This is a genomic window from Simplicispira suum (genome assembly GCF_003008595.1).
GTDB classification, from domain to species: Bacteria; Pseudomonadota; Gammaproteobacteria; order Burkholderiales; family Burkholderiaceae_C; genus Simplicispira; species Simplicispira suum.
The window spans coordinates 1,003,781-1,023,054 of record NZ_CP027669.1 but is presented as its reverse complement, the minus strand read 5'-3'; the positions used below and the strand labels follow the sequence as shown (position 1 = coordinate 1,023,054).

At 64.6% G+C, this 19,274-nt stretch carries 17 protein-coding genes; 10 read left to right on the top strand and 7 right to left on the bottom strand.

Annotated features, from left to right (window positions below; all coding sequences use genetic code 11):
* Positions 1-38 precede the first annotated feature (38 nt).
* The 4 genes from C6571_RS04815 to C6571_RS04800 form a co-directional block, all read right to left on the bottom strand.
* A complete protein-coding gene (locus C6571_RS04815) occupies positions 39-857 on the bottom strand; it encodes an ABC transporter ATP-binding protein (RefSeq protein ID WP_106445687.1) in 819 nt (272 codons plus the stop codon).
* Entirely contained in the window at positions 854-1,693 is an 840-nt protein-coding gene (locus tag C6571_RS04810) for an ABC transporter ATP-binding protein (RefSeq protein WP_106445686.1), read from the bottom strand. Before C6571_RS04810 ends, C6571_RS04815 begins: the two co-directional genes overlap by 4 nt.
* A 225-nt stretch (positions 1,694-1,918) precedes the next feature.
* On the bottom strand, positions 1,919-2,995 hold the full coding sequence (locus C6571_RS04805) for a branched-chain amino acid ABC transporter permease (RefSeq protein ID WP_106445685.1): 1,077 nt from the start codon (positions 2,993-2,995) through the stop codon (positions 1,919-1,921).
* A 246-nt stretch (positions 2,996-3,241) separates the two neighbouring features.
* Positions 3,242-4,117 (bottom strand): branched-chain amino acid ABC transporter permease, encoded by an 876-nt coding sequence (locus tag C6571_RS04800; protein ID WP_106448046.1) that lies wholly within the window; start codon positions 4,115-4,117, stop codon positions 3,242-3,244.
* A gap of 121 nt (positions 4,118-4,238) precedes the next feature.
* Between C6571_RS04800 and C6571_RS04795 the strand changes: the two genes are divergently transcribed.
* Positions 4,239-5,036, top strand: a complete 798-nt coding sequence (locus C6571_RS04795; protein ID WP_106445684.1) for a crotonase/enoyl-CoA hydratase family protein — start codon at positions 4,239-4,241, stop codon at positions 5,034-5,036.
* 131 nt (positions 5,037-5,167) lie between these two features.
* Here the strand turns inward: C6571_RS04795 and senA are convergent, their stop codons facing one another.
* Complete coding sequence (senA, locus tag C6571_RS04790; RefSeq protein ID WP_245901402.1) at positions 5,168-6,445, bottom strand: selenoneine synthase SenA; 1,278 nt, start codon at positions 6,443-6,445, stop codon at positions 5,168-5,170.
* Here senA and senB point away from each other — a divergent pair.
* The 8 genes from senB to C6571_RS04750 all read left to right on the top strand — a co-directional run bounded on the left by senB (position 6,444) and on the right by C6571_RS04750 (position 15,742).
* Positions 6,444-7,424 (top strand): selenoneine biosynthesis selenosugar synthase SenB, encoded by a 981-nt coding sequence (gene senB / locus C6571_RS04785; protein ID WP_106445683.1) that lies wholly within the window; start codon positions 6,444-6,446, stop codon positions 7,422-7,424. The genes senA and senB overlap by 2 nt on opposite strands.
* Positions 7,414-8,487 (top strand): selenide, water dikinase SelD, encoded by a 1,074-nt coding sequence (gene selD, locus C6571_RS04780; protein WP_106445682.1) that lies wholly within the window; start codon positions 7,414-7,416, stop codon positions 8,485-8,487. Before senB ends, selD begins: the two co-directional genes overlap by 11 nt.
* Positions 8,488-8,587: 100 nt before the next feature.
* Complete coding sequence (locus C6571_RS04775) at positions 8,588-9,085, top strand: thioesterase family protein (RefSeq protein ID WP_106445681.1); 498 nt, start codon at positions 8,588-8,590, stop codon at positions 9,083-9,085.
* Between the two features lie 158 nt (positions 9,086-9,243).
* Positions 9,244-9,789 (top strand): bactofilin family protein, encoded by a 546-nt coding sequence (locus C6571_RS04770; protein ID WP_106445680.1) that lies wholly within the window; start codon positions 9,244-9,246, stop codon positions 9,787-9,789.
* Between the two features lie 132 nt (positions 9,790-9,921).
* On the top strand, positions 9,922-10,620 hold the full coding sequence (locus C6571_RS04765; RefSeq protein ID WP_106445679.1) for a TetR/AcrR family transcriptional regulator: 699 nt from the start codon (positions 9,922-9,924) through the stop codon (positions 10,618-10,620).
* Between the two features lie 209 nt (positions 10,621-10,829).
* Entirely contained in the window at positions 10,830-12,443 is a 1,614-nt protein-coding gene (locus tag C6571_RS04760; protein WP_106445678.1) for an acyl-CoA carboxylase subunit beta, read from the top strand.
* Between the two features lie 51 nt (positions 12,444-12,494).
* The gene (locus C6571_RS04755; RefSeq protein WP_106445677.1) at positions 12,495-13,673 is read left to right on the top strand and encodes an acyl-CoA dehydrogenase family protein; all 1,179 of its coding nucleotides are present in this window, start codon (positions 12,495-12,497) and stop codon (positions 13,671-13,673) included.
* Complete coding sequence (locus C6571_RS04750; RefSeq protein ID WP_106445676.1) at positions 13,670-15,742, top strand: acetyl/propionyl/methylcrotonyl-CoA carboxylase subunit alpha; 2,073 nt, start codon at positions 13,670-13,672, stop codon at positions 15,740-15,742. Before C6571_RS04755 ends, C6571_RS04750 begins: the two co-directional genes overlap by 4 nt.
* 69 nt (positions 15,743-15,811) lie before the next feature.
* Here C6571_RS04750 and C6571_RS04745 read toward each other — a convergent pair whose 3' ends face one another.
* Positions 15,812-16,261 (bottom strand): acyl-CoA thioesterase, encoded by a 450-nt coding sequence (locus tag C6571_RS04745; RefSeq protein WP_106445675.1) that lies wholly within the window; start codon positions 16,259-16,261, stop codon positions 15,812-15,814.
* 43 nt (positions 16,262-16,304) lie between these two features.
* On the opposite strand from C6571_RS04745, the gene C6571_RS04740 reads away from it, so the two are divergent.
* Positions 16,305-18,134, top strand: a complete 1,830-nt coding sequence (locus tag C6571_RS04740) for an ABCB family ABC transporter ATP-binding protein/permease (RefSeq protein ID WP_106445674.1) — start codon at positions 16,305-16,307, stop codon at positions 18,132-18,134.
* 82 nt (positions 18,135-18,216) lie between these two features.
* Here C6571_RS04740 and C6571_RS04735 read toward each other — a convergent pair whose 3' ends face one another.
* Complete coding sequence (locus C6571_RS04735; protein ID WP_106445673.1) at positions 18,217-19,254, bottom strand: DctP family TRAP transporter solute-binding subunit; 1,038 nt, start codon at positions 19,252-19,254, stop codon at positions 18,217-18,219.
* Positions 19,255-19,274: the final 20 nt, after the last annotated feature.

Sequence of the window (19,274 nt, the reverse complement as noted above, 5' to 3'; positions counted from 1 at the left end):
GGGACGCTCCCAGCGCGGCAGGGGGAGCTTCATCCGTGCTATCTCCATGTTTTCTTCTTCTTCCAGCGCCGCTCGCCGCGCACGCCGTCGTCCTTCATGCCGAGGTAGAACTCCTTGATGTCGTCCTTCTCGCGCAGGTTGGCGCAGGTGTCTTCCATGACAATGCGGCCGTTCTCCAGCACGTAGCCAAAGTCGGCCGCATTGAGGGCCATGTTGGCGTTCTGCTCCACGAGCAGGATGGTGGTGCCGCGTTCCCGGTTGATGCGGACCACGATCTCGAAGATTTCCTTGGTCAGGCGCGGGGAGAGCCCCAGACTGGGTTCGTCCAGAAGGATGAGTTTGGGGTTTCCCATCAGCGCGCGCGAGATGGCCAGCATCTGCTGCTGGCCGCCCGAGAGCAAGCCAGCGTCTTGGTTGGCGCGTTCGCGCAGGATCGGAAAGTAGTTGTAAACCAGCTCCAGGTCGCGTGCCACTGCGTCGCTGTCACTTCGTGTGTAGGCACCCATCAGCAGGTTTTCACGCACCGGCAGCAGGGCAAACACTTCGCGTCCTTCGGGCACGTGCACCATGCCGCGGCGCACGATGGCGGCCGGGTCGTTGGCGGTGATGTCGACGCCATCGAACTCCACGTTGCCGCGGCGCGGGTCGAGGATGCCGGAGATGGTTTTGAGAATCGTCGTCTTGCCGGCGCCGTTGCTGCCCAAAACGGCCGCAATCTCGCCTGGCTGCACTTTGAGGCTGACGCCGCGAATCGCCTTGATCGGGCCGTAGGCGCTCTCGACGTTCTGCAGCCGCAGCAATGGCGCAGGCGCCGTGCCGGGCAGTTTGCTTGAGAGGGGAGTGGGGGCGATCATCATGCGGCGCTCCGCAGCGGAGCGGTTCCGGCTGGGCGGCGCAGGCTGGCGACCTCGTCGATGCTGCCCAAATAGGCTTCGATCACGCCTGGATGCGCCTGCACCTCGCGCGGCGTGCCCAGCGCAACCAGCTCGCCCTGGTTCATGGCCAGCACCCGGTCGGACACCTTGGAGACCAGCGTCATGTCGTGCTCCACCATCAGCACCGTGATGCCCAGCTCTTGCTGGATGTCCTGAATCCAGAAAGCCATGTCCTCGGTTTCCTCCACGTTCAGGCCCGACGAAGGCTCGTCGAGCAGCAGCAGTTGCGGCTCGGTGCACAGCGCACGGGCCAGTTCCACCACTTTGCGAACGCCGTAGGGCAAACCTGCCACCAGGGTGTCGCGGTAGTGCTGCAGGTCGAGAAAATCAATGATCTCCTCCGCCTTCTCGCGTGCCCGTATCTCGGCGCGCCGCACGCGGCCGGTGAACAGCATGTCGGCCCACAGCCCCGTCTCGCGGCGGGTGTGGCGGCCGATCAGCAGGTTGTGCAACACACTGGCATGCTCAAACAACTCGATGTTCTGAAACGTGCGTGCAATGCCCAGTCCGGCAACGGTGTGCGGCGCTTGCTGCGTCAGCGCGATGGGGCCATCAGGCCCCGCCCACTCAATGTGGCCCGCAGTCGGCGTGTAGATGCGGCTGATCAGGTTGAACACGGTGGTTTTGCCGGCGCCATTGGGCCCAATCAGCGTGAACACCTCGCCCCGGCGCACGTCAAAGCTCACATCGCTGACCGCCAGCACGCCGCCAAAGCGAACGCTGAGGTTTTTGGCGCTGAGCAGGATCTCGTCGGTCATGGTGGAAACGGTAGCGGTCATTTCAGTTGTCCATAGCGCTGTGCGCCAACCACAGCCCAAGAAACGGGCGCGACCCCAGCCAGTGCCCCCGCGCGAGGGCCTGCGCCGGCCGCGCCGCCCCGACATACCAATGTCGTCTGCACTCCGCGCGCTGGGGGCGCCCCCCTCCCGCTCCCCGCAGCGGGAGGAGAGAGGGGGAAGGCGCGAAGCGACTCAGGGGGTGTTTCATTTCAATCTGTCCGACTTCTGAAACGACTTCTGGCGCTTGAACATGCCCTGGCGATAGAACGGGAACATCTGCAGCCAGGTGCGCACCTTGAGCCAGCGGCCATACAGCCCCATGGGCTCGAACAGCACAAAGCTGATCAGCACCACGCCGTACACCAGGCCCTGCAGGCCGGGCGACTGGCCGACGGAGTCGGGCAACCAGTCTTTGCCCAGCGAGATGAGTTGCGGCATGGAGATCAGAAAAATCGCCCCCAGAAAAGCCCCATGCACCGAGCCGAGACCGCCGATGACGATCATGAGCAACAGGTCGATGGACTGCAAAATACTGAACTGATCCGGCGAGATGAACTGCAGCTTGTGTGCGTACAGTGCGCCGCCAATTCCGGCGAACGCTGCCGAGAGCGCGAACGACAGCGTTTTGTAGTACGCCAAGTGGATGCCCATGCTCTGCGCCGAAATCTCGGAATCGCGAATGGCGACAAAGGCCCGGCCGGTAGGTGAGCGCAGCAGGTTGAGAATGACCAGGGTGCAGACCACGGTGATCGCCAGACACAAAAAGTAAAACGCCATGGCCGAGTCGAGCGGCACGCCAAAGACCTCGGGCATGGACACCGTTTTTCCCGAGTTGCCGCCGGTGACACTCTCCCAGCGCGCAAAACCTTCTTCCACAATGAAGCCGAAAGCCAGCGTTGCCATGCCCAGGTAGATTCCCTTGACCCGCATCGCGGGCAGGCCCACGACGACGCCTACGGCTGCCGAAATGCTGGCCGCGCAAGCCAGCGAGAGAAAAAATGGCCAGCCCATGCCGGTGAGCACCGCCTGCGTATAGGCGCCCACGCCCAGAAAGGCCGCGTGTCCGAGTGAGAACAAGCCGGTGTAGCCGGCCAGCAGCATCAGCCCCAGGCCGACGATGGCATAGATAAGCACAAAGGTGAGCTGCGCGAGCCAGTATTCCGGCGTGAACCAGGGGGCCGACAGCAGCGCGACGCCCAGCAGTCCGTACCAGAACAGATGCCCGCCGTGCTTGGCCAGTCGCAGATCCTGCGCGTAGGAAGTCTTGAAGAGAAAGCGCATATCAGCAGGGCACCATTTCTGCGCCGCAAACCGACGGGGCCGAGGTCAGTGGATGCCGCGCAAGCGCCGGGGCCGGCCGCGCCGCCCCGCCGCGCTGGCATCGTCCCCCCGCCGGCGTAGCGCAGCGCAGCAAGCGCGGGGGCTGAGGCGCGCGGCTCCAAACCTGGCTGCGCAGGCCGGGATATCCCCGAAGGGCTGCCGCCTCTGGCGGCTGCATGGAGAATCGAAGCGACACAGGAAGGTGGTTCATACTTTTTTGCTCAAGCGTTCGCCAAACAGGCCGTTGGGCCGGACCATCAGCATGATCAGTACCACGAGGTAGGGCGCCACGTCCTTGACGCCTTCGGGCAAATAAAAGCCCGAGAGCGACTCGACCATGCCGATGACCAGCCCGCCGACGATGGCGCCGGGCAAGCTGCTAAAGCCGCCCACGACGGCCGCAGGAAATGCCTTGAGACCGATGAAGCCCATGTTGGCGTGTACGAAGGTGATGGGGGCGAGCAGCAAGCCGGCGACGGCAGCCACGGCCGCTGCCAGGCCCCAGGCCAGGCCGTTGAGGCGCTGCACGGGAATACCCATGTAGTACGCCGCCAGCTGGTTCTGCGACGAGGCCTGCATGGCCACGCCCAGTTTGCTGTAGCGAAAGAGGGCAAAAAGCAGCAAACACAGAACGGCAGTCGCGCCAATCACCACGACCTGCTCGGCGCTCAGCACCAGCTCGCCCATGCGCAGCGGCATGTCCTTGTACGGCACGGGCAGGGCGTGGGTTTCGGTGCCGATGCCCGGAATCATGGTGACCAGGCCGCGCAGCACATAGCCGACGCCAATGGTCAGCATGACGATGGAGAACACTGGCTGGCCAAGGATGGGGCGAATCACCAGGCGTTCGAGTACGACACCAAACAGCCCGATGGCCACAATCGTTGCTGGAACCGCCAGCCAGAAAGGAAAGCCCAGCACGGTCATCAGTGCCAGGCCGCAGAAGGCGCCCAGCATCATCAGCTCGCCCTGCGCAAAGCTCACGGCTTCGGTCGCCTTGTAAATAAGAACGAAACCGAGTGCGATTAATCCGTAAATGCAGCCCTGTGAAATGCCGCTGACCAACAATTGCAGGAACTGCACGAAGTCTCCATTTGTTTTTTGCAAAGCATGTGCTTTGTATAAATAATGTGCCTGTACTGGAGCTTTCGGACAAGCGGGGGCAAACCCGAAGGCGGTTCCACGCAACCTGGTGCACAAGCCTATGAACGTCTACGCAGAAAAATTTGAACGCGTCACGCTGGTGACACTGAACCGACCCAGGGTTCGCAACGCCGTGGACCGCGCCACCGCCCAGGCGCTGCATGCGGCATTCGTCGCTTTCGAGCAGGACGATGGCGCCGACGTTGCGGTGTTTCATGGGGCCGGCGGACATTTCTGCGCCGGCTGGGATCTGCAGGCCGGTGCGGCCCTCGCGGCGCAGGGAACCGACCCCGAAACACTGGCGCAGGCACTTGATTTCGATGCCAGCCAGGCGCAGCCCGAAGGCCCCATGGGCCCCAGCCGGCTGCAGTTGTCCAAACCCGTCATTGCCGCCATCAGCGGCGCTGCGGTGGCGGGTGGCATGGAACTCGCCCTGTGGTGCGATCTGCGGGTGATGGAAGCCGACGCCTACCTGGGCGTCTATTGCCGCCGCTTTGGCGTGCCGCTCATTGATGGCGGCACGGTGCGCCTGCCGCGCCTGATTGGCTTGGCGCGCGCACTCGATCTGATTCTTACGGGGCGCAAGGTCGACGCGGCCGAGGCGCTGGGCATGGGCCTGTGCACCCGTGTCGTGCCGCCGGGCCAGGCGCTGGCGACCGCCATGGAGCTGGCGCACACGCTGGCCGCGTTTCCGCAGCGTACCTTGCGTGCCGACCGCGCCAGTGCGCTGGCTCAGGACGGACTAGCCACCACCGAAGCGCTGCTGCAGGAATGGCAAGGCGGGCGAGGCTGTCTGGCCGAAGCCTTGCGCGGCGCAGCACGCTTTGCCCAAGGCGACGGGCGACATGGCAAATTTTGATTAAAAATAGCCTCTAGCGCTCTATTCATAAGCGTTGATAGCTATATAAAAGATAGCTTTTTAGATGGATCGCGGCTTGTTCGGCGCAACAGCATTTCGGCGCAGAGCCATTGTTTGATCCGGGGCTTTGCTCAGCCCACGGCGCAAGAGCGAAACCCTGCAAAAACGTCCCGTCGATCCGCAGCAAAGTAATTGCGATAGGCCGGGTGCAGCATGCGCGCATGGGTGGCTAGGGAGCCACCGCGCAGCACCGGCCGACCGTCGAAAAATGGCGCCGAATAGTCACGGTACGGGTGCGGCGCAAAACCGGCGTAGGGTGCGAACGCGCTGGCCGTCCATTCCCACACCCGGCCCCAATCAAAGGCTTCGGTCTGCTCGGCTGCCAGGCGTGCTGCGCTCTCCCACTCGAATTCCGTGGGCAGCCGGCGTCCGGCAAAGCGGCACCAGGCGGCGGCTTCGTGCGCGCTCAGGTGCATGGCCGGAGTGTCTTGGTTCAGCACTCTCCAGTGGCCAAAGCGCCGCTGCTGCCATTCGCCGTCTGCGATCCGTGTATGCAAAGGCATGCCATCGCTGTGCTGCTGACGCCATTGCCAGCCTTCGGGCGTCCACAGCCCTGCGTCGTCGTAGCCGCCGGCTTGCACAAAGGGCAGGTAGCGGCGCCAGGTCATGGCAGCGCGGTCCATTCGAAAGGGTTCAACGAAAGGCGTATGGGCTTGCAGTTCGTTGTCGAAAGAGAACCCTTCAGCGCCGCCGCCCACGCGCCGCGCACCACCGGGCACCGCCCATTCGCCTGTGTCCTGAGGCAGCGCGCCGCAGGCTTCAGGCAGAGCAAGGCCAAGCTCGATGTTCAGGTGCTGCGCCATCATGAACCAGGCCTCGCGGTGCATGTCCTCGTGCAGAAGCGCCAGCCGAAAGAAATAAAGCGCCTGGGCATCGGCCGCGCCCGTCGGCAGCAGCGCCAGGGTTTGCTCGCGCACCCGTGCAAGGTAGGTGCGTGTCGCGTCCGCATCCGGCAACGCCAGACGCCAGCGCGTGGCATGCGGGACGTTCGACGAGTCGTAAAGCGCATCGGCCCCAGGCAATAGCGAGTCAAGGCGGTGCAGAGCAGCGCTGCAGTGCGTACCGCGTGTGCGCTCGGGGTTGCGGCGAATCCACCACTCTTCGAACCAGCCGATGTGGCCCAGCTCCCACAGCGGCAGGTTCAGCACCGGATCGAAAGCAATGGCAAGCCCCTGGGTGCCAAGGGCCGCCTCGAAGCCGGAGAACATCGCCAGCAACTGCTCGCGGCCCTCGCGCAGGGCCAGGGCGATTTGCTCAGCATCCGCGCTGCGGATGCGCAGCCCTGGGCTGTCCGCAGCTCCGGGTGCGGGCCTGCGCGTTGGCGCGTGTGCCTGTATAAGCATTTGCATGGCCCTTCCTGAACTGTGTCTCGTCACGCCTGCGCTTGCCGACGCCAACAATGGCAATTGGCAGACCGCAAAGCGATGGTCGCGGCTGCTTGCGGACCATTATCGGATCCGGATCACGAATGCATGGGACGCCAGCAGTCCGCGCGCCGATCTGCTGGTGGCCTTGCACGCGCGCCGCTCGGCGCCGTCCATTGAGCGCTTTGCGCGCGCGGCCCCCACGCGGCCACTCGTCGTGGTGCTGACCGGCACGGATTTGTACCGCGACCTTGCCACCGACGCCAGCGCGCAGATGTCCGTGCAATTGGCAGACCGGCTCATCGTGTTGCACGAAAAGGCGGTGCTGGACCTGCCGCCCGAAGTCCGTGCCAAGGCGGTGGTGTGCTTTCAGTCCTGCTCCGCACGCAAGCGCCTGGCCAAAGCGCCGAACCCTCTGCGCGCGCTGGTGGTGGGCCACCTGCGTGAGGAGAAATCACCACGCACTTACTTCGAAGCCGCACGGCGCCTGGCGGGCCACCCGGACATTCTTCTCGACCATGTGGGCGCACCGCTGGAAGAAGCGCTTGGGCAGGAGGCCGCAGTGCTGGCGCATTGTGTTCCGACCTACCGCTGGCTCGGCGCACTGTCCCACGAGGCGACGCGGCGGCGCATTCAGCGCGCGCATGTGCTGGTACACCCGAGCCGCATGGAGGGTGGGGCGCACGTCGTGATGGAAGCGGTGCGCAGCGGCACGCCGGTGCTGGCGAGCCGAATTTCCGGCAACGTCGGCATGCTGGGGGCTGACTACGGCGGCTATTTCGACGTTGGCGATTCGGCAGCGCTCGCGGCGTGGCTCGAGCGCTGCCGGGCCGAGCCGGCCATACTGGCGCATTTGGCCGCCCAGTGCGCGCTGCGGGCGCCGCTGTTTGAGCCGGCGCGCGAGCGCGCCACTTTGCTGGCCTTGTTGAACGAACTGCTGGAGAAATCAACCGATGACTGCTGAACCATCAATCCCCAAGGCTTCCTCAAGCCCCCGCCTGACTTCGCTCTCGCATGGCGGCGGTTGCGGCTGCAAGATTGCGCCGGGGGTGCTCAGCGAGATCCTGAAAAACACCAACAAGATGCCGGTGCCGCCCCAGCTGCTGGTGGGGCTGGACACCGCAGACGACGCTGCGGTCTACCAGTTGTCGGACGACATTGCGGTGATTGCCACCACCGACTTCTTCATGCCCATCGTCGACGACCCCTACCAGTTCGGCCGCATCGCCGCCACGAACGCGATCAGCGATGTCTATGCCATGGGTGGCACGCCGATTTTTGCGCTGGCGCTGGTGGGCATGCCGGTCAACGTGCTGTCCACCGAGGTGATCGGCAAGATTCTCGAAGGCGGCGAATCGGTCTGCCGCGAGGCAGGGATCCCGATCGCCGGCGGCCACACCATCGATTCGGTCGAGGCGATCTATGGTCTGGTGGCGCTCGGTGTCGTGCACCCGAAGAAAATCAAGCGCAATTCGGACGCGCAGGTCGGCGACCAGCTCATTCTCGGCAAGCCCTTGGGCGTGGGGGTGATGTCGGCAGCACTGAAAAAAGGGCTGCTGTCCGAAGCGGGCTACGAACAGATGATTGCGGTGACCACGAAGCTCAATACTCCTGGCCCCGACCTGGCGGCGCTGGCCGGCGTGCACGCTCTGACCGACGTCACCGGTTTCGGCCTGGCCGGCCACGCGCTGGAGCTGGCGCGCGGCGCCCAGGCGGATGTCGCCATCGACTGGGCCAAGGTACCGCTGCTGCCCGGCGTGCGCGAGCTGGCTGCACAGGGAACGGTGACAGGCGCCTCGGGGCGCAACTGGGACGGCTATGGTGCGCAAGTCGACTTGCCGCCGGATTTTTCCGCCGCCGACCGCGCCCTGCTCACCGACCCGCAGACCAGCGGCGGCCTGCTGGTGTCGTGCGCTCCGAGCGCTGTCACCGATGTGCTGGCAGTGTTTGAGCGCCATGGCTTTGGCGCTGCGGCGCAAATCGGCGAAATGGTTCCGGGCGGGCGTGGAAGATTGACACTGCGCTGAATTTCGGTGGTTTCAACCCGCGTCGTGTGCCCCCGCTACCTGGCTGCTCGGCACCGAGGCCCCATCTCAAAGCGCGACAGCGCCCACCATTGAACAACCCATGAACCCGCCAAAAACCCTGCCCAAACCAGCCCCGGCTCGCGCCCTGGAACCTGAATTCATTGCCGCGTTGAAGGAAATTTTCGAAGAAAAAATTGTCTTTAATCAGGTGCTCGGCCTCAAGGTGCTGTCGTTGCACGCCGATGGCGCCATTGGGCGCATCGACATGCGCCCCGAGCTGGTGGGCCACTATGCCTACAACCGGGTCCATGGCGGCGCGATCAGCGCCGGGCTCGACGCCATGGGTGGCCTGGCCGTCATGGCCGCCGTGGGCGCCAAGCACATGGACGAACCGCCCGAGCAGCGCCTGCACCGCTTCACGCGCCTGGGCACCATCGACTTGCGGGTGGACTATCTGCGCCCCGGCATCGGCGAGCATTTCGAATTGCATGCCAAGGTGCTGCGCCTGGGTTCGCGCGTCGCCAGCACCCGCATGGAGTTTTTTGGCCCCGATGGAACCTTGATGGCCACGGGAGCGGGTGCTTACATTGTTTCTTGAGCCGTGCGACCTGCACATGCAGTAACGCGGTGTGAGCCGGCGCAAAGGATGCAAGCGCATGCAAGCATTGAACCGTTTGCTTACGCAACTTGCGCAAGGCTGCGCTGCGCGCGCCCTGCGCCTTCCTACGATCAGCGCTTGTTCAATCAGGAGGTCCGATGGCCGTGCAAACCCCGTTCTTTGGCAAACGTGAACCCGAATCTTTTCAGCCGCGCCATGCCAGCGCTCCCGCCGCGATGCCGACGCAGCCGCCCCAGAGTGTGACCACGCCTGCCCATGCATCTGCCACAGCGCCAGGCAGTGCCGGTAGCAAGCTCACCGTAGGGCCCAACATCAAGCTCAAGGGCGTGGAGATCACCGATTGCGACACGCTGGTCGTGGAGGGTACGGTCGAAGCCACCATGGATTCACGCGTCATCCAGATCTCGGAAGAGGGAGCCTTTCGAGGCTCGGCCGAAATCGATATCGCCGAAATTCGTGGCAGCTTTAACGGCACCTTGACCGTGCGTCAGAAGCTGGTGATCTTTTCTACCGGCAAGGTGAGCGGCACGATTCGCTACGGCAAGCTGGTGGTGGAAGAGGGCGGTCAACTGTCCGGTGAAATCGAGGTCGGTGCCGGTCCGCGTGCCAAGGCCGGACTCGACGCAGCCACTGGCCACAAACCCCGGATGGTGGAAACCTTAGGCGCCACGGCCGCAGCCTGAGGACAAGGCGGCGGTCATGCCGCCGCTGAGCACCATGCCACGGGCGAAGCGCCAAACCCGATCATCAGTGCGTCTATAAGTTTAAGCAAGCAAGCGCTTGCTTAAATTGAGCGGGCTTGATATGGTGCTCGTATGCCCAACACATTCGCACCTGCCGAGCGTGCCCTGCGCCCTGTCTCGGCACCCCCCGAGCCCGCGCCTGCGGCGGTCCACACGCCGGCCCGCCGTGGGAGACCGCCGAAAGATCCGGCGGACTCGGATGAAGGCAACCGCCGCCGCCAACTGATCGACGGCGCGGCGCGGCTGTTTCGCACCAAGGGTTTTGCTGCTGCCAGCACGCGGGATATCGCGGCCGCAGCGGGCATGCGCAGCGGCTCACCTTTCTATCATTTCGAGAGCAAGAGCGCCTTGCTGTTTGTCGTGATGGAAGAAGGCATGGTCCAGGCTACCGCGAGCCAGGCGCAGGCGCTCGCTGCCTTGCCGCCTGAAGCGACGCCGCGCGATCGCCTGCACACCTTGGTGCGGCATCATTTTGAGGTGCTGCTGGGCCCCAAGGCCGACTTTATCCCCGTGATGCTCTACGAATGGCGCTCGCTCACGCCCGAGCAGCGCACGAGCATCGCACGCGTCAAGGACCGCTATGAAGCCGAATGGGTGCCCATACTTCAAACCCTGCACCAAATCGGCGATCTCAGAGCCGATCCGGTAGCGGCACGCCTCTTCATATTCGGGGCGCTCAACTGGTCGGTGCAATGGTTCAGCGCGCGTGGTGCGCTGTCGCTCGACGAACTCACTTCCCAGGCCTTGCGTCTGTTCGTGGGCGACTCCTGATGTACGGGTCGCTTTTCACTCCGCGAGCGAGCCGGCGGGTAGCTGCAGGTGGCGACGGGCGCGGAATCCGGTATCGGACATTGCACCGCGCATGCCCGCAGGCCCGATCGGGTATGCCGCGCCAGCCAAGCCGTATGGGCCAGGCCTGCGGTACGTGAATTCGGTGGTTTTCATCGCGCGCTTGTGCAGCGCACAGCCAGGACTCTCGAATGACGCCTTTTGAATCAAGTTGGAATCCGCAATCGCCTGAGTCCCAGCAGCGCCGGACCGCCATGCTGGCGCGCCTGGGCGCGCTGCGGGCTCTGGAAGAGCGGGCAGCGCGTGCGTCCGCCAAATCGCAAGCCCGTTTCGACAAGCGCGGGCAGTTGTTGCCGCGCCAACGGGTGGCGCTGCTGCTGGACGTTGGCGCACCCTGGTTGCCGCTTTCGGCGCTGGCGGGCTACCTGCACGACACCAAAGACCCTGAGACCTCCGTGCCCGGTGGAGGCGTCGTGGCCGGAATCGGTTTTGTATCGGGCGTGCGTTGCATGGTTGTCGCGGCCGACTCCGGTATTGACGCCGGTGCACTGCAGCCTATGGGTCTGGACAAATTGCTGCGCGTGCAGGAAATAGCCCTGGAGCAAAAACTGCCCTTCATCCACTTGGTCGAGAGCGCTGGCGCGAACCTGATGCGCTACCGTGTCGAAGGCTTCGTGCTTGGTGGTGCAGTGTTCCGCAACCTCTCACGCCTTTCGGCTGCGGGCATTCCGGTGATCACGGTGCAGCATGGCTCCGGCACGGCGGGGGGCGCCTACATGCCGGGCTTGTCGGACATCGTGATTCTGGTCGAAGGTCGTTCGCGCGCTTTCCTCGCAGGTCCGCCATTGCTCAAAGCCGCCACCGGAGAGATCGCCACCGAGGAGGAATTGGGCGGCGCCATGATGCACGCCACCGTTTCTGGGCTAGGCGAATACCTTGCGCAGGATGACCGGGAGGCCATTTCGATGGCGCGCGATGTGGTGGCCAGCCTGGGTTGGCCTGCGTCGCGCAATTCGGGTGAGGTGCCGCCCCCGACGCTGCCTGCCAGCGACTTGCTCGGGTTGATGTCGGAGGACTTGCGCCAGCCGGTCGACATGCGTGAAGTGATGGCGCGGCTGGTGGACGCGTCCGAGCTGCTGGAATTCAAGGCGCTTTACGGCGCTGCCACGGTCTGCGCGCAGGGCAATATTGGTGGGCATGCCGTGGGTCTGATCAGCAACAACGGCCCCATCGACGTGGCCGGGGCCAACAAGGCGACGCACTTCATTCAGTGGATGTGCCAGCGCAACCAGCCTATCATTTACCTGCAGAACACCACCGGCTACATGGTGGGCAAGGACAGCGAGCAGGGCGGCATGATCAAGCACGGCAGCAAGATGATCCACGCGGTCACCAACGCCACCGTGCCGCAGATCACCATTCAGTGCGGCGCAAGCTTCGGCGCCGGCAACTACGGCATGTGCGGACGTGGTTATGAGCCCAAGTTCTTGTTCAGCTGGCCCAACGCCAAGACCTCGGTCATGGGAGCCGAGCAGGCGGCCCGCACCATGCAGATCGTGGCCGACGCTGCACTGGAGCGCAAAGGCATTGCGCCCGACCCGGAAAAGTCGCAGGCCCAGTTTGATCGCATCGTCCACATGTTCGAAGCCCAGGCGGACGTGGCCGTCACCAGTGGCCTGATGCTCGACGACGGCGTGATCGACCCACGCGACACGCGCGATGTGCTGCGCCAGTGTCTCGATATGTGCGCCGACGCCCAGGCGCGCCGCCTGAGCCCGATGCAATTCGGCGTGGCGCGCATGTAGCCAGGCCTCACAGAACCCCACCCCAGACGGCACATTCCACCGGAGATCCCCATGCAACTGACGCACGAACACCGCGAAATCCAGAACACCCTCAAGCGCTTCATCGAGCAGGAAATCAACCCCCATGTGGATGCGTGGGAAGAAGCCGAGATGTTTCCCGCCCATGAGGTGTTCAAGAAACTCGGCAACCTGGGTCTGCTTGGCCTGTGCAAGCCCGAGCAGTTTGGCGGCGCCGGACTGGACTACTCATATGGCCTGGCGATGGCCGAAGGCCTGGGCCACATCCATTGCGGCGGCGTTCCCATGGCCATTGGCGTGCAGACGGACATGTGTACTCCGGCGCTGGCGCGCTTTGGCAGCGATGCGCTGCGCGAAGAGTTCCTCAAGCCCGCCATTGCCGGCGATATGGTGGGCTGCATTGGCGTGTCGGAGCCGGCCGCAGGCAGCGACGTGGCGGGCATCAAGAGCCAGGCGCGCAAGGACGGCGGCGACTACGTGATCTCCGGCCAGAAGATGTGGATCACCAACAGCCTGCAGGCCGACTGGATGTGCATGTTGGTCAACACCAGCGACGGTCCGGCGCACAAGAACAAGAGCCTGGTGATGGTGCCGATGCGCGAGGGCCGCGGCGGAAAGCTGACCCAAGGCATCGAGGTCGCGCAAAAGATCAAGAAGATCGGCATGCACAGCAGCGACACCGGCCTCATCTATTTCGACGAAGTGCGCGTGCCTCAGCGCAACCTGATCGGCCAGGAAGGCCAGGGATTCATCTACCAGATGCAGCAGTTTCAGGAAGAGCGCCTCTGGGCTGCGGCGAGCACCTTGATCACCCTGGACCACTGCATTCGAGACACGATTGAATGGGCGCAGGGTCGGCAGATGTTCGGCTCGACGCTGGCCGATCAGCAGTGGGTGCAGTTCAAGCTCGTGGAGCTGCAAACTGAAGTTGAAGCGCTGCGCGCGCTCACCTGGCGCGCCTGCGATCTGTACGTGGCCGGCGAAGACGTCTTGCAACTCGCCAGCATGGCCAAACTCAAGTCGGGGCGTCTTGCGCGCACCGTGGCCGACACCTGCCTGCAGTTCTGGGGCGGTATGGGCTTTACCTGGGAGAACCGCGTCTCGCGCTTCTTCCGCGATGGGCGCCTGGGGTCGATCGGCGGCGGCGCCGACGAGGTGATGATGGGCATCCTTGCCAAGACCATGGGCATTGCCAAGCGGCGTACGCCATGAAGCGCATTCTGATTGCCAACCGTGGTGAAATCGCTCGCCGCGTGATCCACACTGCGCATGCCATGGGCATCGAGACGGTGGCGGTGTACTCCGATCCGGACGCCAACGCGCTGCAGGTGCGCGAGGCCACGCAGGCATTCGCCTTGGGCGGCACGACCTCTGCAGAGAGCTACCTGCGCGTGGATCGCTTGATCGAAGCTGCGCGCGCCACGGGTGCCGACGCCGTTCATCCTGGTTACGGATTTCTGAGCGAAGACGCGGGTTTTGCCCAAGCGGTGCAGGACGCCGGCCTGTGCTGGATCGGCCCGCCGCCCGCCGCCATCCGCGCGCTCGGCAGCAAGTCCGCCGCCAAGGCGCTGGCCGCAGCCCAGGGCGTTCCCTGCCTGCCCGGCTATGCAGGTGAGGATCAGAGCGAAGCACGCTTTGTTGAAGAAGCCGGACGCATCGGTTGCCCCCTGATGGTGAAGGCCGTGGCCGGGGGTGGTGGCCGTGGCATGCGCCTGGTGCAAGAGGCCGCGCAGTTGCCGGCGGCGCTGGCCAGTGCGCGCTCCGAAGCGGTGGCAGGGTTTGGCAATGGCGAACTGTTGATCGAGCGCGCCGTATTGCACCCGCGCCACGTGGAGGTGCAGGTCTTTGTCGACACGCACGGAAATGCCATTCATCTGGGCGAGCGCGATTGTTCCGTGCAGCGGCGCCATCAGAAAATCATCGAAGAGGCGCCCAGCCCCGCCGTCAACGCCGCGCTTCGGCAGCGTATGGGCCAGTGCGCGGTCTCGCTGGCGCAAGGCGCTGGCTACGTCGGCGCAGGCACGGTGGAATTCCTCCTGGAAGGGGACAGCTTCTATCTGATGGAGATGAACACTCGGCTGCAGGTGGAGCATCCGGTGACTGAGGCGCTCACGGGTCTGGACCTGGTGGAGTGGCAGATCCGTGTGGCGCGGGGTGAGCCGCTGCCGCTGGCGCAGGAGGGCGTGCGCCTGGAAGGCCATTCCATCGAAGTGCGCCTGTGCTCGGAAGATGAGAACTTCACCCCGCACACCGGACGCGTGCAGCACTTCCGCGCGCCTGCGGCCAGTGCCTTTGTTGCCGTGGCGCGCCCCGGCGAAGGCCATGCCTCGCTGCGCTTCGACCACAGCATCGAAGCCGGCCTGGAGGTCACGCCGCACTACGACGCCCTGCTGGGCAAGCTCATCGTGCATGCCGAAACGCGCGAGCAGGCCATCGATGCAATGGTGCAGGCGCTCGGTCAACTGGAGTTGCTCGGCCTGCCGACCAACCGCGCCTTGCTGGCCGCTTGCCTGGAGCATCCACAGTTTCGCGCCGGTGATGCGCTCATTTCGTTCCTCGCCGGTGAAGCCGAAGCCGTGCGTGAGAAGCTATTAAAAAAGGAGCTTTCAGCGCACAGCCAGTACGCGCTGGTGGCTATTTTGGCGAAAAATTCTGAGAGCCGAGGCTTGCCGTGTTCGTTCTCCCGCCCGGTGCGCCTGCGCCACCGTGAAAGCGCCAGTGCAATGGCGGTGCGCGCCTTGGGCGCTGGCCACTGGCACGTCCAGCGCCTCGCTGGTGGGAAAGACGGCGCAGCGGCAGATGACGCCAGCGTGCTCCAGCTTGAGCGCCTTGGCGAGCACGCAGTGCGCTGCGTCAGCGCCGGGGTTTCGCAACGCGTAGCGCTGGTTCCAGTGACCTCCCAACGCTGGCACTTGCAAGCAGGAGGTGTCGATTGGTGGCTGGACGATGTGTCCCTGCGGGCGGCGGCCCGCGCGGGCAGCGATGCGGGCGCTGCGGAACTGCGCGCGCCCTTCAACGGCCGCGTGGTGCACGTCATGGCCGAAGTGGGGCAGACCCTGCCGGCGCGCGGCACTGCGCTGGTGATCGAATCCATGAAGCTGGAGCACAGCCTTTCCTCCCCAGCCGAGGCCATCGTGGCCGAGGTGCTGGTGAGCGTCGGTCAACAGGTGACGCCGGGCCAAGTGCTGGTGCGCTTTGCCAAGTCGGCAGCGGCGGTTGAGGCGGCGCCAGGCGACCGACAAACCGCGCCGAAATCGCAGCAACCGATCACAGCAGGCTAAGGGGAGGGAGACCGCACACGAAACGCTGTGCACGGAAACAGTCCGTATGCGGTGGGAATCAGCATTTGGCTAGCTCGCGCCGCCCACCTCCGGCAGTACGATGGCGCGCGGACGTCCCTCCGCATCAATCGCCACATACGTCAGGCGCGCCTCGGTGACTTTGCGGTACTGACCCGTCTCTCCCGCACGGCGCTCGGCATAGACCTCCACCTCCACCGTGATGGACGTGCGCCCAATGCGCGTGACGTGGGAGAAGAACGACAGGATGTCGCCCACGCGAACCGGTTGCTTGAAGATGAATTCGTTCACCGCCACCGTGGCCATGCGGCCGCGGATGTAGCGCGCCGGCAGCACCGAGCCGGCCAGATCGACCTGGGCCATCACCCAACCACCAAAGATGTCGCCGTTGGCGTTGCTGTCGGCTGGCATGGGGATGACCTTGAGCACCAGTTCGTGCTCGCACGGCAGTGCGGGGGCGGGCAGGACGGGCAGCGTGGGCAATGCAGGCAGTTCGCTCATGGGCAACAATCAGGGTTGAATTAACGCGTCGAATTGTCCCCCAATGCGCCACCACGGCGATTCTCCTCCCCCAGCACCGACCGACGGCCAGCCCCGCACCCGCTCCGATTGGGCGACGCTTGGGCGGCTCGTGCCCTATTTGTGGCGCTACAAGTGGCGTGTGGCCGCAGCGCTCGCCTTCATGTTGGGCGCCAAGTTGTCGAACGTGGGCGTGCCGTTGGTATTGAAGCGCCTGGTGGATGCGATGCAACTGCCGCCCGGAGGCGCCACCGCTTTGCTGGTTGTCCCTGTGGCGCTGCTGCTGGGTTATGGCGCGCTGCGGCTGATGACCTCGATGTTCACGGAGCTGCGCGAGCTGGTGTTTGCCAAGGCCACGCAGGGCGCGGCGCGCTCCATTGCGCTGGAGACGTTTCGGCATCTGCACGGCCTGTCGCTGCGCTTTCACCTGGAGCGCCAGACCGGCGGCATGACGCGCGACATCGAGCGCGGCGTGCGCGGCATCGAGTCGCTGGTGTCGTTTGCGTTGTTCAACATCGTCTCCACCCTGGTCGAGGTGGTGCTGGTGCTCTCGGTGCTGGGCAACCAGTTCGATATGTGGTTTGTCTGGATCACGTTGGCCGCGCTGGTGCTCTACATCAGCTACACCGTGGTGGTGACCGAGTGGCGCACCAAGTTCCGGCGCGAGGCCAACCTGCTCGATTCGGCCGCGCACACCAAGGCGGTCGATTCGCTGCTCAATTACGAAACGGTGAAGTACTTCAACAACGAAGACTTCGAGGCGCGCCGCTACGACGAAAGCCTGGAGGGCCTGCGCCGCGCGCGGCTCAAGAGCCAGAGCACCTTGTCCATGCTCAACGCCGGCCAGCAGGCCATCATCGCCACCACGCTGGTGGCCATGCTGTGGCGCGCGACGCAAGGTGTCGCAAATGGCAGCATGACGCTGGGTGATTTGGTCATGGTCAACGCCTTCATGATCCAGCTCTACATTCCGCTGAACTTCTTTGGCGTGATCTACCGCGAAATCAAGCAGAACCTGACCGACCTGGACAAGATGTTCACGCTGATGGACCGCGAGCGCGAAGTGGCCGATGCGCCGGGCGCCGAGCCCTTGGTGCTTTCGCACGGCAGCAGCCCGGCCCTGCGCTTTGAAGACGTGCACTTTGCCTACGAGGCCGACCGCCCCATCCTGCGCGGCGTGAGTTTCGAGATTCCGGCCGGAAAAACGGTGGCGGTGGTCGGGCCGTCTGGCGCGGGCAAGTCCACCCTGGCGCGGCTGCTGTTTCGCTTCTACGACATCCAGCAGGGCCGCATCACCATAGCCGGGCAGGCGCTGCAGAGCGTCACCCAGGCCAGCGTGCGCGAGGCGCTTGGCATCGTCCCGCAAGACACCGTGCTGTTCAACGACACCGTGGCCTACAACATCGCCTACGGCCGGCCCGGCGCCACGCAGCAGGAAGTCGAGCAGGCGGCGCGCGCCGCGCACATCCACGACTTCATCGCCAGCACGCCCAAGGGCTACGACACCATGGTGGGTGAGCGCGGTTTGAAGCTCTCGGGCGGCGAAAAGCAGCGCGTGGCGATTGCCCGCACCCTGCTGAAAAACCCGCCGATTCTGGTGTTCGACGAAGCCACCTCGGCACTTGATTCGGCCAACGAACGCGCCATCCAGGCCGAGCTGCGCAGCGTGGCGCGCGGCAAAACCACGCTGGTCATCGCGCACCGCCTTTCCACCGTGGTCGACGCGCACCAGATCCTGGTGATGGATGGCGGGCGCATCGTCGAGCGCGGCACCCACGCCGAGCTTTTGGCCGCGGGCGGGCGCTATGCGCAGATGTGGGCGTTGCAGCAAAATAGTGGTCAAAAACCGGTCTAGCGCTTACCAGTCAAGAAGTTTCAGCTATCAAAAAAAGAAAACCCCGCCGCAGCGGGGTTGATGGCTCGCAGCGCAGCAGTGCTTACTGCTTGCGCGCCGCAATCGCTTTCTCGGCCATGTTCACCAAGTCAGCTCCTACCTGGCCCTTCCACTTGTTGTAGACCGGGCGCGTGGCCTGCACAAACGCGTCGCGCTCGGCGGGGGTGAGTTGCGTGACGGTCACGCCCAGGCCTTCGATCTGCTTGAGCAGGGGCTTGTCGGCTTCAATCACGCCCTTGCGGGCCAGGGCGATTTCTTCCTTGCCGGCGTCAATGGCGGCCTGGCGAACGATTTCGCGGTCGGCAGGCGTCCAGCTGTTCCAGACTTCCTTGTTGACGACGAAGATCAGCGGGTCGGCAATGTAGCCCCACAGCGTCAGGTACTTCTGCGCCACGCTGTGCAGCTTGGCGGCGGTGAAGATGGCGAGCGGGTTCTCTTGCCCATCGACGGCGCCGCTGGCCATGGCTGGCTGGGCGTCGGCCCAGCTCATCTGCGTCGGGTTGGCGCCCAGCGCGGTGAAGGTGTCGAGGAACAAGGGCGAGCCGACAACGCGAATCTTCATGCCCTTCAGGTCCGCCGGCGTCTTGATCGGGTGCTTGGAGTTGGATATTTCGCGGTAGCCGTTCTCGCCCCAGGCCAGCGGCACCACGCCGGCTTTGTCCAGCGTGGCAAACAGGCTCTTGCCGACTTCGCCCTGCGTCAGTGCGTCGATGGCGGCGTAGTCGGGCATCAGGAAGGGCAGCGAGAACAGGTTGAGCTGCTTGACCTGTGGCGACCAGTTGATGGTCGAGCCAATGGCCATGTCGATCACGCCCTGGCGCAGCGCGGAAAACTCGCGCGTCTGGTCGCCCTGGATCAAGGACACGCCGGGGTAGAGCTTGATGTTGATGCGACCGTTGGTGCGCTCGCGCACCTTGTTGGCCCAGATCTCGCCGCCCTTGCCCCAGGGGAAGGCCGTGCCCAGCACCAGCGACATGCGGTACTCGCTCTTGTAGTTGCTCTGCGCCAGCGCGGCGGGCGCGCTGAAGGCCAGCGCAGCGGCGGCGGCCACGGCCGAGGTGAGGAAGGTACGCAGTTTCATGGTTTCAGTCTCCTTGTGAA